Genomic DNA, 16,199 nt, shown 5'->3' with positions numbered 1-16,199 from the left:
TGAGGGCCGCCAGTCTACACAAGAGGACATTTCTACTTTGGTGAAAGCGGACATTCTCATGTTGGGATTACATCCGCCACGAGCAGGATGCTGAAAAAGTCCGCCAGCTTCGTTCTCGCATCGTTCAGACCCTCAACGCCGTCGGAGATCGGAAACACTGAAGGAGATTTTCCGTTCGCCAAGACCCATAAAATAGCGAACGGATCGCACAAAGTGCGGTTTGTACCTCCTCGGCCCTTCACTCGCTGCGGCCTTGCTGGACGAACTTTTTGAGCATCCTGTTAAACCTGGCAGAATCACTCCCCGATGCGGACCAGCAAGCCCCGTTCCCGGCAGAACTCGAACATCCAATGGAACAGGGCGACGACCAGGCTGAGACAGACCACGTTCAAGCCGGTGGCCCAGGCAAGATGCGCGACCGGCGAGACCGTCGCGTTGAGCACAGCGCGCATCCCTTCAAAGACATGGGCGGCAGGATTCATCCAGGCAATGGCCTGCAGCCAGCCTGGGAGCACCTCGATCGGATAGAACACACAGGAGATGGGCTGAAATAAAAACACCATGCTCCAGGCCAGCACTTCCGCTTCCTGGCCAAACCGCATAATGAGGGCCGTGGTCAACACCCCGATGATCCAGCCCGTCATCACGAGATTCACAACGAACGGAATCAGCCAGAGCCCGATCACGAAGATATTGTACGAATAGAAGAGCCCCGCGCAGACGACCATCACCACAGAAACCGCCATCACTTTTAAAACGCTCATCACCATCGTCGCGGCCAGGAACTCGCTCGGCTTGAGCGGACTGGCAAACAAATTCATCAGATTGCGCGCCCAGAGCTCCTCCAGAAACGAAATCGTCACTCCCTGCTGCGCGCGGAACAGCACATCCCATAAAATTAAGGCCCCCAGAAAGAACGTAACCGCCCCTGGGATCTGCCCCTGGAACTTCATGAGATAAACCGTAATGAACCCCCAGATGACCAGGTCCAGAAAGGGCCAATAGAAAATCTCCATCATGCGCGGCAAACTGCGCCGGTACAGGTACAAATGCCGCGCCACCAGCGCATAGACTCGATGGAGTTTCATCTTCCTCTTCTCTTCCCTCTACTCGGTCGGACAGGCAATCAAGGAGGCACTGGGGAGGGTCGCCCCTGCGCGCGTCCAACGAGGGCCTTCTGAGGCCGCGCGTTGCGCGAGCACAGAGACCCTCCCCAGCGCCTCCTACTTCTCCCGCGCCAACTTCACAAACACTTCTTCCAGATCCGCCTGCCCGAACCGCGCCACAATCTCCTGCGCCGTCCCCTCCGCCACGATCTTGCCCCGCTGGAGAAAGATGATCCGGTCCGTCATTTCTTCCATCTCATGCATATTGTGCGACGAGTAGAGCACGCTCAGGCCGGACGAACGCCGCTCTTCCTTGAGAAAACTCCGGATCTTTTGCGCGATATCGGGATCGAGACTCGCGGTCGGCTCATCGAGGAACAGAATCTTCGGTTCGGTCAGAAAGGCCTTGGCCAGCCCGAGCCTGGTACTTTGACCGGAGGACAGTTTGCGCGTGACTTTATGGCGAAACTCCTCCATCTCCAGCCGCTTCACGATGGAATCGATTCGCGACTGGATCTGAGGCAGCCCATAGAGCCTCGCCATCACCCAGAGGTTCTCCTCCACCGTCAGCGCTTGCGGCATGGAGACATAGGTCGAAGAAAAGTTTACTTGCTGGAGAATGGCCTCACGATCCGTCTCCAAATCTCGTCCGAACATCTGAATGGAGCCGGAGGTCAGCTTTACCACCCCGAGCAACATCTGAATGGTCGTGGTTTTCCCCGCCCCGTTCGGACCCAGCAACCCGAGGATCTCTCCCGGCCTGAGGTCGAAGGAAATGTCGTTGACGGCGACGAAATCGCCGAACTGTTTCACGAGATGTTGGACGTGCAGCACAGGTGTGGTCATAACGAATCGGCGACTTAGTTGAACAGTAACGCGTTGCCGATCTTTTCTGGGAGATGGCAGGTTTCACATTTCCGGCTCACGATCTTCCCCTCATATTCCGTCTTCCCGTCGTGGCAGCGGAAACAGTCCTTGAGGGCTCTGGTCCGCAAGTACGAACCTTCCGGATGGTCCGGGTACCAGGGTTTCTCGTCGGCCGATACATGCCCGCGCGGGATCACGATTGGATAGCCCTTGATCGGCTGTTCATGCACGACCGACGAATGGCAGGTTGTGCAGCCCTCCCCCTGGCTTCGCTTCGCAAAGGCCTCGATATGTTTGCGATGGCTCATGATCAACCCGACCTCTTTGACCGGCGGAGGCAGATCGCGCGGGGCCACTTCGGAGACCCGCAGAATGTCTCGATGACAGCCCAGGCAGACGACGGAATCGACCTTCGCCTGGAGATTGTGCGGATCGGTCGGGCTGCCGAACAGGTAGATGGCCACATCCTTCGTCCCGGCCCAGGCCTTATCGTGGAGCCAGCCTTCAAGGCCTGGCCTCACATGGCAGGCCACACAGGTCACGTCTCGATGCGAGGATTTCGTCCAACTCTCATGGGAGGGCGCAATGGTATGGCAACTGGCACAGAAGGTCGGATGGTTCGTAATAGGAATGGCTATCGCGCCAAGCGCGATGGCGCCGAGGGTAAGGGCCAACAGGATGGTCGCTTTAGGCTTCCAGTTCATGCTCCGAATGAGAACGGGATTTGGGGAATTGCTTCATGATCAAAGCCGCCACGCCTGCGACATCGTCCAACCCGAACAAGGGCACGGACAAATCAACCTGCTTATCCGATACCACCGCCAGCAATCCTTCATGAGACACGGGAATTTCGCCGACCGCCTCACGGATGATGACGATCTTCGGATAGCTTTCGTGCTTCCACCCTTCGGCAATGATCAAGTCATAGCTCTGGTCGAGAAACCGGTCCCGTATGGCTTCGACGCTCATCTGGTCGGACACATCGGCAAACATCGCCATGCTGCCCTTGGAGAGCACCATCACGCTGCTGGCCCCGGCCCGCTTGTGGCGCCAGCTGTCCTTCCCTTCGGTATCGAGATCGAACCCATGCCCGGTATGCTTCACCGTCGCCACTTTATAGCCGGCGCGAACCAGTTCAGGAATCACCCGCTCGATCAGCGTAGTCTTTCCGCTGTTCGACCGGCCGACAAACGACACAATAGGTACGGCCATACAACAGGGCCCTTCATTACACGTCGCACCGCAACATCGTCACGGAACTGGACGAAGCTTCAGCAACAGGAGAGATGATGCCCGCCAGCCTGGACCGGGCCTGCGTGGTTCGCCCACACTTCGCCGCACAACAATTGAACCGAGACCAGGTCGCCAGGATTGACCCGTTCGACTTCGACCGGAATATCGATCAAGCAATTGGCCTTCACCATGGAGGTCAAAATTCCGGACCCCTGCGCGCCGGTGGTTCGCACCTTAAAGACTCCCGCTTCCTGCGTGAGCACCCCGCGCAGGAAGTGGCGCCGATCCGTCCTCTTGGAAAACTTTTCCTCGAAGATCGCCTGCACGACCGGACGGCCATAGTGCCGATGGCCGCTCATTTTCAGCATCGCCGGCCGCACCAGCTGCTCGAACGTCACCATGGAGGAGACAGGATTCCCCGGCAAGCCGAAGGCCAGCTTACCCTGAATCTTGCCGAACGCGAGCGGCTGCCCCGGCCTGATCGCCAGCTTCCAGAAGTTCATTTCTGCGCCGAGCTCATGGAACACCGTCTTCGTGAAATCGTAATCGCCCATCGAGACGCCGCCGGACAGGACCAGAATGTCCGCCGTCAGTCCATGTGAAATCTTCTCCTTCAGCGCGGCAGGCGTGTCCCTCGCAATCCCCAATAAAAATGGAATGCCGCCCGCCTCCTGCACCGCGGCCGCAATCCCATAGCTGTTGGAGTTGATGATTTTTTCCTCGCTGAACCGCTCGTCCAAATCCGCCAATTCGTCGCCGGTTGACAAGATCGCCACCCGGGGCCGTTGATAGGCGAAGATGAACGACTTGGCCAGGATCGCCAGCATCCCTGCTTCGCCTGGCCGGATCTGGGTCCCCTTGGCAATGATGCAGTCGCCATTTTTGACGTCTTCTCCTTGCGGACGAATGTTGGCGCCTTGCTGTTCCGCCTTGAAGACGCGAACGGAATCGGGCGTATGCTCCGTATCCTCGACCTTCAAGACCGTGTCCGCTCCCTTCGGGATCGGAGCCCCGGTCATGATGCGAATCGCCTGCCCCTTGCCGACGGTTTTGGATGGCATCTTGCCGGCTGGCACGTCCTCGATCACCGTGAGCGTCACCGGTTTCTGAATCGTCTGTTCCTGTTTGATATCCTCCCAGCGCACCGCAAACCCGTCCATCGCGCTGTTGTTCCAGGGTGGATTATCCCGCTCCGCCACGATGTCCTCGCCCAGGACACGACCGAGCGCATCGAGAATCGAAATCTTCTCCAGGCCCAGAGTCGGCGTGGACTCCAAGACGATCCGCTGCGCTTCCTGTAGCTGTGTGAGCCCCTCTGTCGCGTCTGTGGCCTTCACGGTCTCTCCTCCATCAGTGCGCCTGCCGGGGCGCAATTTTCACGAGCGACCCGCTCTTCTTGCAGAACGCTTCGACCTTATTGGCAATGTCGTGATAACAGGCGGCTGTCGCCGAGTCAGAATTGAACATCGCAAACGGCTCCCCTGCATCGGACTGGATCACGACATCGGGATCGAGCGGGATGCGACCGAGAAACGGCACGCCCATATCGTGCGCCGCGGCTTCGCCGCCGCCCTTGCGGAACACGTCGATGTGGTTATGACAATGGGGACATTCCAGCCCGCTCATATTCTCGACGATCCCGATGATCGGCACTTCGCTGTCCTTGCAGAAGGTCACGGACTTGCGGGAGTCCAGCAAGGCCACTTCCTGCGGCGTCGTAATGATCACGGCGCCGCTGACATTGCCGAGCAGGTCGATGGTCGTGACCGACTCGTTGCCCGTTCCGGGCGGCAAGTCCACAAACAAAAAATTCAAATCCTGCCACTCGACTCCGCCCAAGAGCTGGTTGATGAACTCATACTTGTACGCATCGCGCCAGATAATCGGATCGTCCGAGTTCTGCAACAGGAAAGACATGGAGGCGATTTTGAGGTTATAGGCCTGAAAGGGGATGATCCCGCCCGAGCTGCTGATCTTGAGCTTCTGCCCTTCAGCCCCCACCATCTTCGGAATGTTCGGCCCATGGATGTCCATGTCGCAGATGCCGACATGCCAGCCCTTGAGCGCGAGACTCACGGCGAGGTTGGTCGTGCAGGTGCTCTTTCCGACTCCGCCCTTGTTGCTCATGACGAGCACTTTGTATTCGATCCGTTCCATTCGCTTGGCCACGAGCCAGCGACTGTGCCCTTCCTTGTCCTTCTGGCAGGTTTCATTCTCGTCGCAAATCGCGCAGGCCCACATATAGATGCAGGCATCGCTGCCGCCGGAGCTAGGGGGTTGAATGACGTTCAATTCGCGAGCCATGTATCGTCCTTCTGTAAAACGTTGCGCCCGATCTGCATATTTCCGTTATCGCCGACGGCCTGTCGGCACACCGACATAATCGCCCTCTCCCACGTTGGGGAGTCCCGCCGCCTTGCCGTTTCCCGCCGCGGCAGTGGCCACAACCGGCAGGGACGACTCTTCCGTCGCGGGCTTCTTCTTGTTGAAAAATCCCGCGCTCACGATGCCGACTTCATAGAACACATACATCGGCAGGGCCATGAGACATTGATTGAAGGGGTCTGGCGTGGGGGTCAGGATGGCAGCAATGATGAACGAGCCCAACAGAGCCCACTTCCGATACCGTTTGAGAAAGGGCGCATCGACCCACCCCAGCTTCGCCATGAGGGTGATCGCGAGCGGCACTTCGAAAATCAGCCCGAAGACCATCAGGAACCAGAGGGAAAATCCGACATACTGGGCAATGGAAATCTGGGGGATGAAGCCGGCGTTGACGCCATAGGAGACCAGAAAATTCAGCGCGAACGGCAGCACGAAGAAAAAGGAAAAGCCCACCCCCGCGTAAAAAGCCAGCGCGCTCAGCAAGACGAAGGGCGCCACGAAGCGGCGTTCCTGGGCATGGAGGCCCGGCACGACGAACTGCCAGACTTCCAACAAAATGTAGGGGGTCGCAGCGACAAGGGCAAAGAGCCCGGCCACCTTAACGTTTTGCCACAGGGCTTCAGCCGGCGCGAGAAAGACGAAGGGCACGGTCGGCAGATCCGTCGGCATCCACGAGAGGGAGCCTGGCACAAACATGTTCTGGAGAGGGATACGGAGCCACTGCACCAGCGTATCGGCATAGAAAAACGTGCCGACGAACACCAGGGCGGTGATGATGACTGCGCGCGTCAGCCGGACCTGGAGCTCCACGAGGTGCTCCATCACCGGCATCTTCTTGTCTTCCAGCGGCTTAAAGATCGTGTCTTGCAGCCACTGATTGAGTGAGTTCAAACCGTCGGACATACAAACCGTTCATCCGATGATGAGCCGTGCCTGCCCGTTTCAGGGCAGGCACGGCTCTCGTCATGCTGGTTACTTGGGATTGACCGCTACAAACAGGTTATTCCCCTGCCGACTCAACAGCAGAACGGCCAACTCGTCTTTTTTCAGTTTGCGAGACGCCTTCTGGTAGTCATCGAGCGTCTTCACGACTTCGTGGTTCACTTCCTGAATCACGTCGCCACGCTGCAGCCCCGCCGCTTCCGCCGCGCCGCCGTTCTCGACCGACGTCACGACCACCCCGGTCATCTTCGCCAGGATATTGAATTGGCTCATCGTCGCTGCATCTAGCCCCTGCACTCTGATAGAAGCCAAGACATTATCCGGCAGCTTCGCCGTTTCGGGCTGTTCCTTGGGAGCCGACGGTTCCTTCTTCGCCAACATTTCATCCGTCGGCCGCTCCGCCACCTTCACGGCGAGGGTCTGCTCCTTGCCGTCGCGCAGAATCTTCACCTGCGCATCCTTGCCGACCATCGTGCGGGCAACCAGGTTGCGCAACTGGCTCACGTTCTGGACTTCTTTCCCGTTGAACGCGATCACCACATCGCCGCGGCGGATTCCGGCGGTGTGGGAGGGGCCATTTTCGTTCACATCGCTGATCAAGACACCCTTACGCTGCTCCGGCAGCTTAAACGACTTGGCCAAGGCCGGCGTGATCTCTTGAATCGCGACGCCCATCCAGCCTCGCACAACCTTGCCGGTCTTCTGCAAACTATCGACGATATCCACCGCAATGCTGCTGGGAATGGCAAATCCAATCCCTTCGGATCCGCCGGTCCGCGAGAAGATGGCCGTATTGATCCCCATGAGCTCACCGCTCATGTTGACTAAGGCCCCGCCGGAGTTGCCCGGATTGATTGCGGCGTCGGTCTGAATGAAATCTTCGTAATCGGCGATGCCGACGTTGCCGCGGCCCAAGGCGCTGATGATGCCCAGGGTCACGGTGGAGCTCAGTCCGAAGGGACTGCCGACCGCCAATACCAGATCGCCCACTTGCAACTTCTCATAATCAGCCCACTTTAAAGCCGGGAGGTCTTTCGCCTCGATTTTGACCACGGCCAAATCCGTCTTTGGATCGGTGCCCACCACTTTCGCGCTGAATTCGCGTCGGTCGCTCAGCGTGACGGTAATCTGCGTGGCCCCCTCGACGACATGGTTGTTCGTCACGATAAATCCGTTCGAATCGACGATAACGCCGGATCCGGCGCTTTGATCGGGGCGGCCATGGCCTCCGGGAGGCATCGGCGGAGGAGTCGGGAGTTCGCCCCCTGGCGCCTCTTCACCCGGAGGTCCACCGAAAGGCCCTGGCGGCAACGGCGCTCTCCGGCCCTTGCCCCCACCCTCTCCACCCCCGGTCACCGCAATGTTCACAACTGCCGGCGTCACCTTCTTGACGATCTCTGAAAATCCTTGTGTCAGGCCGGCTGGAGTCCCAGCGAACGCTGCAGGCTCACCCGGCAGGACAGTAAACGCGACGGTGCCCATGACTAGACCGATAGCTGCGACAAGACCGAGGGCATTCCCCCCCTTACTCCGCGTAACCATAACAGCGTTCCTCCACAAGGTTAACCAACGCGAGACCATGCGCTGAACGGCACATTGTACACTATCCCTTCCAAGGGCTTCAAAGACTAATAGTCCCCGCCGGACCCTCACCAGACAGAGCCCGAAGGGGACTGGAATATGACCGCTACAGGATCGAATCTCTCTAGGGACCGGCTTTCCTGGCCTTCGCCTCTGATTCCAACACCCCGAGCCAGGAGTTCTGAAGCTTCAGCAGCAACCGCTTCGCCGCTTGGTCAAACGACACGACCCGCAAGGTATTCGGCGCGCCGGCATAGGTCGGGGGCCAGATACGCCGCTCATCCTGGGGGCGGAGATACACCACCGGATACCATTGCTCGATCCCTGGCGCGCTCGGGTAATCCAAAGTGGCCCAACCCCGCCCCTCTGCCTGCATCACAGTTTGATTGTGCTTCACGTCCAACAGGGCAAACTCCAGCAGCGACCAGTTGTCCCGGCGGAATCCAGGCTCCGCATGGGTGGTCCAGCCCAAAAAGAGCGTCACAGGATACTCCTGCTCTGTGCTAGAGACCACCAGGAGGACCAGATAATCCAGCCCCTGCTGCCGGCCCAGCTCTGCAAACTGCGCCCAATCCCCCTGCGACTTCGGTCTGATCTGGTCAGCTGGGATCAGCTCTTGTATCGTCACGGGAATCGCCCGGCCAATATCCCGTTGAAGGCTCTCAACGAGGCGGACAAGAGCCTCTTCTGGCAAATTCGGAGCAGCGCCTGGCGCTGCCATATCCGACAAGACGATCAGCCCTGCCTTGAGCGGCCGCTGATCGATCCCGGCCAACGCCTCATCTCCAGCCCTGCGCTCAGAGGAAACATAATCACCGATCCTGGCAGGAGGAATGGCAGAGGCGCAGGACACGACGAACAGAACACTAAGCACGAGACTGATGTGTTTGAGCCAATGACGCATCCTCCACCTCCCGGCTACGACAGACTGGTCAGGCATATCCCCCACTCCGATACGTTCGCTCCCCGCCTGCAGATCTGTCAAGTCCAGCGCACGCTCCCCTTGCAATCGTCCCATAGCTCGGCTACCGTGCGTCATCCGGTATTGCTCTGGCGCCGCCGCGGTTCACCGCAACAAGGCTGGTTCCCCTGTCACTCCAACAAACCTCAGGCCCCATCGAATGGTCGATCGTCATTCCGGCCCATAATGAGGCCGCTCGCATCCTGCCCTATCTTCGAACTATCACGTCCTACATGCGCGACCGGGGCCAACACTACGAAGTCCTCGTGGTCGACGATGGCAGCACCGATGCCACTGTTTCCGCAGTCAAAACTCTAATCGCTTCAGCTCCGGAAATTCGACTACTCCGGACCCCACGACGGCAAGGGAAAGGGGCTGCTGTGCGGCGGGGAATGAAGGAAGCCGTCGGACGGCTGCAACTCTTCGCCGACGCAGATGGCGCCACGCCGATCCAGGAACTCGCCCGGCTCGAACAGGCCCTAGCGGAAGGCGCAGACCTGGCCATCGGCTCTCGCGCACTCGCCTCCCGGTTGCCGGACTATGCCATCAAGGCCCGCTTACACCGAACAATGTTGGGCAACCTGTTCAATGCCATCGTGCAACGGAGCGGCCTCAGAGGAATCGCCGACACACAATGCGGCTTCAAGCTGTTCCGCCGGGCTGTCGCGCAAGATCTCTTTGGAGTCTCCTCCATCGACGGCTACGGCTTCGATCTCGAACTGCTCTACATCGCGCGGCAACGGGGCTATCACATCGCGGAAATCCCGGTGAACTGGTCCGATCAACCAGGCTCGAAGGTCCATGCCCTCAGAGATGGGCTCGCCATGTTACGGGAATTGGGGCTGATCAAACGAAAGAGCGCCAAGGGCTGCTATACCGCTCTGTAATAAGACACGGCTTCCCGACCTCACTCCAGCTGCCGCACGTAGATCGCAGCTTTTCCGTCTTCGTATTCCAGCCTCCAAGCCGTTTCACGAGCTAACGCCTCATCCAGCAGGCTCTTTTTCTTCACGATCGCCCAATCGACCGAATAGGCGCTCAAGATCGAAAGGCTCGGCGGATCGGTCAGACTCAAGGCAACATAGTCCTGGAAAATCCTGCGAGACCCGCTTCGCCAAGCCGGCATCCGTCCATCGATAAAAATTTTCTCCTCCGGCAACCACCAGAGCAGAAATCCTCCGTATGTATAGTCATTATAGAGGCGGGTCCCTACCAGCTCCCGATGCGATCGAACCCACTGGACTGCCTCAATCGGATAGGCCGTGCCCTTGAAGTACTCGGCAGGCTGCAAGCCTGATTGCACGACCCGCTGGAGATGGTCCGGCCCCAGCCAGACTAGGAACAGTCCTCCTGCGAGCGTCCCTGCCAGCAACCATTGCCTGGCAGGAACAGCATCCAGCCTGAGCCAGCTTGTCAGTTGACCCAATCCTCTCGCCAGCAACTCGGCACAGAGGGGAAGCGTGACCAAAAGAAAGAACGGAATGTTTCGCATGTGACGAAGCGACAGAATCAGAAACACGCTCCACAACATCCAGCGTACCGGTTCAATGCGCCGGTACCAAGCCGCCATCGCCAGCCCCAGTCCTGCCAAGTAGATCGCATAGCTCCGGCCAGCCAGCGAGTTCAACGACAGAGGCTGCCACTCCTGCAAACTATCGAGCATGAATCGATTTGACAGGGAATCAATGATCTCCCCATACAATCGCCAGCCATAGGGATTCACCAACGTGACCAACGATGCGATTCCCGCTGCCACTACCAGCTGCCAGATCGTAGGCCAGGAGGGAATCGCTTCATCGAGACGGGCGGCAAGCCCAGGCACCCGAGCGACAACCACTTTGACCGTCGCGGAACTGGCGGCCACGAGCCCCAGCAGAAACAGCCCGGCAGTAAACCCTCCGTGCAAGTTGGCCCAGAGCAGAAACAACGGAGGAATCAGCCAGAGCACACGGCTTTGCTCATTCTTATTTCGTTCGAGCATCACCAGCAGAGCCGCAAGGCCTAGCAATGTGACCATCTGGGTTCTCGCCCCCAGAAACGGCAGAGCCACCCACAGGGACAAAGCACAGGCGAGGAGGCGGTAGGTCCTGTTGCAGTGAACCGAAAGACTCGCGACCAGCCAGGCTCCTGCCGTCACCGCAGCAAAAAAGAGGATGACCCCTAAGGCGCCGGACAATGAATAGAACGTTCCAATAATCAGGTCGGTCAACCAGGCATGTTCAACCCAGGGCCAATCGGGCATGGTGTGGGAATAGGGATCCAGGGCCGGCAAAACCCCGCCCTGTCGAAGAAGATCGAGCCCGGTCCGCAGGTGCCAGCCGAAGTCCGGTTCTGTCAGGGGCTGGAGCGTGAAATTCAGGATAAGCAGCAGGAGCAAGGCATCGAGGGCGGGAAATGATTTTTCCCCCTTCGCCTCGTGCCTCATGCGCGACGCCCCGCGGAGGCTGGTTGCTGCACCAGCAGATTTCCCAGCACCAGCCACTCGACTTCCGTGCGGAGGAAACAGTTGATCGCCTCGTCCGGAGTGCAGACGATGGGCTCGTTCACATTGAACGAGGTATTCAGGAGCACCGGCACGCCGGTCTGACGACCGAAGGTTTCGAGCAACAGACGATAGCGAGGATTGGAGGTCTTATCCACTGTTTGCACCCGCGCCGAACCATCCACATGGACCACGGCCGGAATCAGCCCCTTCGCCGAAGGCAAAACCGGAACCGTCAACAACATAAAGGGCGAGGGTGACGGAAGATCAAAATACTCCGATGCCCTTTCTTCAAGGACCGAAGGGGCAAAGGGACGAAAGGGCTCCCGAAGCTTCACCTTGGCATTGATCAGCTCCCTCATGTCCTCGCGGCGCGGATCGGCCAATAGGCTGCGATTGCCCAGGCCTCGCGGTCCCCATTCCATCCGGCCCTGGAACCAACAGACCAGGCGGCCATTGGCCAGTTCACGAGCCACCGTCTCGCAAAGTTCATCATCCGGAAGACGCGAAGCGGACAAGCCGGCCCTCTCAAGCGCTGACAGACATTCCTGTTCGGTAAACTCAGGCCCCCAGGAAGCGGATCGCAGGACCGTCCGTTCGGTCAAGGCTCCGCGCCGGTGGGTCAGCCAGAGGGCCGCGCCCAGAGCCGCGCCTGAATCTCCCGCTGCCGAAGGGATATAGACCTCGCGGAATCCAGTCTCCCGCCACAGACGACTGTTGGCCACACAATTATAGGCCACGCCTCCGGCAAGACAGAGCCGATCGAGACCGGTCAACTGCTGCAGATGACGCGCGAGATGGAGCAGGGTCTCCTCCAGAACCAGCTGTGCGCTGGCCGCCACATCCTTATGCCGCTGCGTCACGTCTTCATCCGGCTGCCGATTTTGGCCTAACAGTCTGAGGATGGCGGGAGAGAAAATCCGATGCCGGGCCAAGTGAAAATCGAAGATCTGCGTATTCAATTCGAACCCACCATCGGGGAGGAGCCGGAGGACCTGTTCACGGAGAGCCGCTGCAAATCGTGGCTCCCCATAAGCCGCCAACCCCATCACAATATATTCATCGTGATCCGGCTTGAATCCCAGATAGGCGGTGATAGCCGCGTAAAACTGTCCGGCTGAATGGGGAAGGGAAATCCGTTTCAGCACCTGAATGTCTTGACCGTCGGCCCTGGCTAACATCGTCGTATGGGCTTCCGACGCTCCGTCCACGATGAGCACGGCCGCCTGGTCGAACGGCGACACCAGCACCGTGCTGGCTGCATGACAGAGATGATGGTCCAGAAAGACTGGTTTCGGGCAGGCGGTTCCGTCGATCTGCCTGGTGAGATTGCTTTGGAGAAAGACGAGCTCCTTCCATTCCTGAGCCATTCGCTCGGCGCTCCTCTTGCCCTTCACCCAACAGAGCTGCGGCGACCGTAGCATCGCCCCCAGAGCCAGGGCTCCCCGCCGGCCGACCTGCCAGTACTTCCAGGGTACCGCGACCGCATCGACGTCGCAGAGGCGCAGGCCTGCCTCGCGGAGACAATAGCGAATCGCCTGCACCGGCAGGGCCGTGACATGCTTCACCCGAACGAACCGTTCTTCTTCCGCCGCAGCAATGACTCGGCCGTTCTCGACCAGCGCCGCCGCGGCATCCCGCATGTTCGACAGACCCAGTATCAACATCGGTCTCGAGCCCCTTCTCTCAGCATAGCCTCTGCCAGGAGCGCAGGATAACTGAGGGCTCGCAAGCTCGCAAGGCATGACTGCGCCCTGTTGCATTCATCCTGACATTTCGGTACGGTGCGCCTTGAGTGTCAGCGACCCAACCCATCACGACACACAGACTTTCCAGCCTATGGCCATCACACGACTCCCGGCACACTCCCCTCAACAACGCACCCTGCGATGGGCCGCTCCCTTCTGCCTGCTCATCGCTGCAAACGGATTATGGGGCTGCGAGAAAGTAGCCTCCGCACTCCACAGGACTCCGTTGCCGGATATGGGTCCGCGTCTGGCCAACTCGGTCAAACTGACCTTTGACCCTGCCTTTAGCAAGCTCACCATGCCGTACGTCGATGGATGCAATAGCCCGCACGAGCTCAATGTGGGAGAAGAAGCCGAATCGATCATGATTGATGCGGCCGCTCAAAACTTTACCGCTGTAACCGTCACCGGTGGCATTGCCGCGCCGGTCCAGCCGGACACAGAGATCGTGATCACGCTTCAACGCTCGAGCCTCAAACTCTGGACAGATAATGTCTATGACCGGGTGCCGGCGGACATCACCCTCGACACACTCGTCACGTTTAAGGATGCTGCGGGAAAAGAGCTAGGCCAGCAGACTATCGCCTTCACGCACAACCAACGACTGATTCTTGAACCGACCGGAAGACGCTGCGATTACGGCAATATCGGAGAGTTTGTGCATGACGCAGGGATCACTCTCTCGACGCATTTCATTCGGGCCGTCCGGACCCAGCTAGCTGCGCCAGGGAGCCCAAAGCCGGCAACCGTGGCAGCCTCGCCCCTGAAACCCTCTTCACCGACAACGACCCAGCAGGCCAAAGGCGCGCCATCGGCTCTTTCGTTCAAAGCCACCGTGCTGGACGAGAACGGCAATTTGGTCTTCGAGGGAGGCGAACGCATCAGGGTGCGCATCGACCTCGTGAACGGAGGGGAACAGGAACTGCAGGGCGTCACCGCGAGCCTGACGGGAACCGCATCGTTGCTGGCCCAATTTCCGACCGCTACATTGACGGCCGGACGACTCCAACCAGGCCAGTCCCGCTCGATCGAATTTACGGCCACGTTGCCGCAGGCCGTCCAACAGCAGAAGGCCGAACTCCAGGTCGCCGTCTCCACTTCGGGAACCGGTGCGCAGCCACAGCCTCAAACCCTGGCCCTGTCGGTTCAACCGACCGGCATCAAGTCTGACGACGTGGATCAGATCCCCGCAATGGCAACAGGATTTCGGCAGCCCCACACCTACCTGATCTCCATCGGGATCAGCGCCTATCGGGATAAACGAGTCTCCTCCCGCAAGTTCGCGTCCTCAGACGCAGAAATCGTCTCGAGCTATTTTCAGTCCATCGGCGGGTTGCCAGCCTCCAATGTCCGGCTGCTGCAAGACTGGAAAGCGTTACGACCGGATATTGACGAAGCCCTGATGGACTGGCTGCCCTCCCACATGAACAAGGACGCGGTCGTCATTGTCTATTTCGCCGGGCTGGCCTCAGTATCTTCGACAGGAGAAACGTTCCTGATCCCCTACGATGGAACAGTCGCGAGCACCTCACGCGCATATCCGCTCAAGGATTTGGAGGCAGCGCTGTCCCGCCTAAAAGCGAAACAGACGCTGTTTCTCTTCGATGGAATTGTGTCTCGTATGGGGCCGGATGGCAAAACCAAGGCAGCCCTCCCCCAATGGAATCCCGCGGGAAGCTCAACCCTCCATGTCATCGGAATCAACGGCATCGGGCGGGGCCTGGAAGACGACCAGCATCGGCATGGGCTCTTCACCTACTATCTGCTGCGGGCGCTGCGAGGTGAAGCCGACACCAACCGGGACGGTGACGTGACCATCGGCGAAACAGTGGGCTATCTCAGCCAGAAAGTGCTCTGGGCCTCCAAGGCTCACATGAATCAGGAACAACGACTCTTGATTGCTCCAGCCCTTCGCTCAACCGACCCTTCGGCTGCTTTGATATTGACCAAACCGGCCGCCATCCGAGGCGCCGAAGCGCACTAAGCGCCGCCTCAGCCAGTCGCACTCCTCGCCCCCGGAAGGCCACACCAGACCGTTCCCCTCGGCATGGTACTCGAGCAGGCGATACGAGCCATGAAGCCGGTCCCTCACATCACGACGCTTCGATAACACAGCCCACGATCCGCAGATAAAAAGAGAGGGTGGAGAAATGAATCCTCCACCCTCTCTTACACTGACCTTACGACGAAACTACTCGCCTTTGCAGAAGCTCCGCTCGTAGTTGATGATCGTCCAGGCTTCTTCTTCGTTGATCGCGGCCGGGATCAAGGAGACCATCCCCGTTCCCGCGCTGCCGTTCTTGATCACCCAGAAGAGCTCGCCATCTTTCCGCTTCTTGTGGAACTTGCAATTCGTGAAATCGCGGGGGCTCGGATTCAAAATCGCACCGGCCGGGCCCTGGCCATTCCCTTCCTTGCCATGACAATTGAAGCAGGTGCCCTTGCCCTCGAACAGCGCCTTGCCCTTCGCAATGCTCTCCGGGGTCACGGCGACCGGATTCTTCATGGCCTTCGCGTCGCTCATCTGATCAGCCGGAACGCGGGGCTTCAGCGGCTCACGCTCTTCAGCTCCCACCACCGAAACCGACAACATCAACAGCGCTGCGCTGATTCCCAAAAACTTCGCAACATAACCCATCAGACTGCCTCCTTTGTGTTTAACCACCGCACATGAACTCGGCCTTGGCCGCTGGCTCGCATGATCCGTGACAAGACGACAAAACGCCGGCGAATATAGCAACGGCCCTCCACTTATGTCAAGCAATCCGGGGGACTACCTACAGTGCGCCAGGACTGTCATGCCCTACCCCGTACGCGCTGCCACTCCGCCTGTTTCAGTCCTGTTACATAGCAGAATACTCAAAGCTCGTGCCAGAACCCCGGCACAGCAGGAC

General features: G+C 59.0%; 14 protein-coding genes. 2 read left to right on the top strand and 12 right to left on the bottom strand.

Annotation, left to right across the window (positions count from 1 at the left end; all coding sequences use genetic code 11):
* Positions 1–296 precede the first annotated feature (296 nt).
* The 9 genes from NT179_08100 to NT179_08060 form a co-directional block, all read right to left on the bottom strand.
* Entirely contained in the window at positions 297–1,088 is a 792-nt protein-coding gene (locus tag NT179_08100; GenBank protein MCX5721973.1) for an ABC transporter permease, read from the bottom strand.
* Positions 1,089–1,223: 135 nt separating this feature from the next.
* Positions 1,224–1,952 (bottom strand): ABC transporter ATP-binding protein, encoded by a 729-nt coding sequence (locus NT179_08095; GenBank protein ID MCX5721972.1) that lies wholly within the window; start codon positions 1,950–1,952, stop codon positions 1,224–1,226.
* Between the two features lie 14 nt (positions 1,953–1,966).
* Positions 1,967–2,677 carry a NapC/NirT family cytochrome c gene (locus NT179_08090; GenBank protein ID MCX5721971.1) on the bottom strand — a complete coding sequence of 237 codons (711 nt, stop codon included), beginning with the start codon at positions 2,675–2,677 and terminating at the stop codon, positions 1,967–1,969.
* Entirely contained in the window at positions 2,661–3,185 is a 525-nt protein-coding gene (gene mobB / locus NT179_08085) for a molybdopterin-guanine dinucleotide biosynthesis protein B (protein ID MCX5721970.1), read from the bottom strand. Before mobB ends, NT179_08090 begins: the two co-directional genes overlap by 17 nt.
* 59 nt (positions 3,186–3,244) lie before the next feature.
* A complete protein-coding gene (locus NT179_08080) occupies positions 3,245–4,543 on the bottom strand; it encodes a molybdopterin molybdotransferase MoeA (GenBank protein ID MCX5721969.1) in 1,299 nt (432 codons plus the stop codon).
* A 13-nt stretch (positions 4,544–4,556) separates the two neighbouring features.
* Positions 4,557–5,510, bottom strand: coding sequence for an Mrp/NBP35 family ATP-binding protein (locus NT179_08075; protein MCX5721968.1), 954 nt, complete (start codon positions 5,508–5,510; stop codon positions 4,557–4,559).
* Positions 5,511–5,555: 45 nt separating this feature from the next.
* On the bottom strand, positions 5,556–6,494 hold the full coding sequence (gene tatC / locus NT179_08070; protein MCX5721967.1) for a twin-arginine translocase subunit TatC: 939 nt from the start codon (positions 6,492–6,494) through the stop codon (positions 5,556–5,558).
* A 69-nt stretch (positions 6,495–6,563) separates the two neighbouring features.
* Positions 6,564–8,075 carry a Do family serine endopeptidase gene (locus NT179_08065; GenBank protein MCX5721966.1) on the bottom strand — a complete coding sequence of 504 codons (1,512 nt, stop codon included), beginning with the start codon at positions 8,073–8,075 and terminating at the stop codon, positions 6,564–6,566.
* Between the two features lie 163 nt (positions 8,076–8,238).
* On the bottom strand, positions 8,239–9,018 hold the full coding sequence (locus NT179_08060; protein MCX5721965.1) for a hypothetical protein: 780 nt from the start codon (positions 9,016–9,018) through the stop codon (positions 8,239–8,241).
* 230 nt (positions 9,019–9,248) lie between these two features.
* Here NT179_08060 and NT179_08055 point away from each other — a divergent pair, with 230 nt between their 5' ends.
* Positions 9,249–9,962: a glycosyltransferase family 2 protein gene (locus NT179_08055; protein ID MCX5721964.1), complete on the top strand. Its 714-nt coding sequence runs from the start codon at positions 9,249–9,251 to the stop codon at positions 9,960–9,962.
* A gap of 20 nt (positions 9,963–9,982) precedes the next feature.
* On the opposite strand, the gene NT179_08050 is transcribed toward NT179_08055, so the two are convergent.
* Positions 9,983–11,500: a hypothetical protein gene (locus NT179_08050; GenBank protein ID MCX5721963.1), complete on the bottom strand. Its 1,518-nt coding sequence runs from the start codon at positions 11,498–11,500 to the stop codon at positions 9,983–9,985.
* Positions 11,497–13,224, bottom strand: coding sequence for a carbamoyltransferase (locus NT179_08045; GenBank protein ID MCX5721962.1), 1,728 nt, complete (start codon positions 13,222–13,224; stop codon positions 11,497–11,499). Before NT179_08045 ends, NT179_08050 begins: the two co-directional genes overlap by 4 nt.
* 316 nt (positions 13,225–13,540) lie before the next feature.
* Between NT179_08045 and NT179_08040 the strand changes: the two genes are divergently transcribed.
* Complete coding sequence (locus NT179_08040) at positions 13,541–15,289, top strand: hypothetical protein (GenBank protein ID MCX5721961.1); 1,749 nt, start codon at positions 13,541–13,543, stop codon at positions 15,287–15,289.
* 207 nt (positions 15,290–15,496) lie between these two features.
* On the opposite strand, the gene NT179_08035 is transcribed toward NT179_08040, so the two are convergent.
* A complete protein-coding gene (locus tag NT179_08035) occupies positions 15,497–15,943 on the bottom strand; it encodes a c-type cytochrome (protein ID MCX5721960.1) in 447 nt (148 codons plus the stop codon).
* Positions 15,944–16,199: the final 256 nt, after the last annotated feature.

It is taken from the genome of Nitrospirota bacterium (genome assembly GCA_026387665.1).
Taxonomy (GTDB): domain Bacteria; phylum Nitrospirota; class Nitrospiria; order Nitrospirales; family Nitrospiraceae; genus Palsa-1315.
This window is presented reverse-complemented; position numbering and strand designations above follow the sequence as displayed.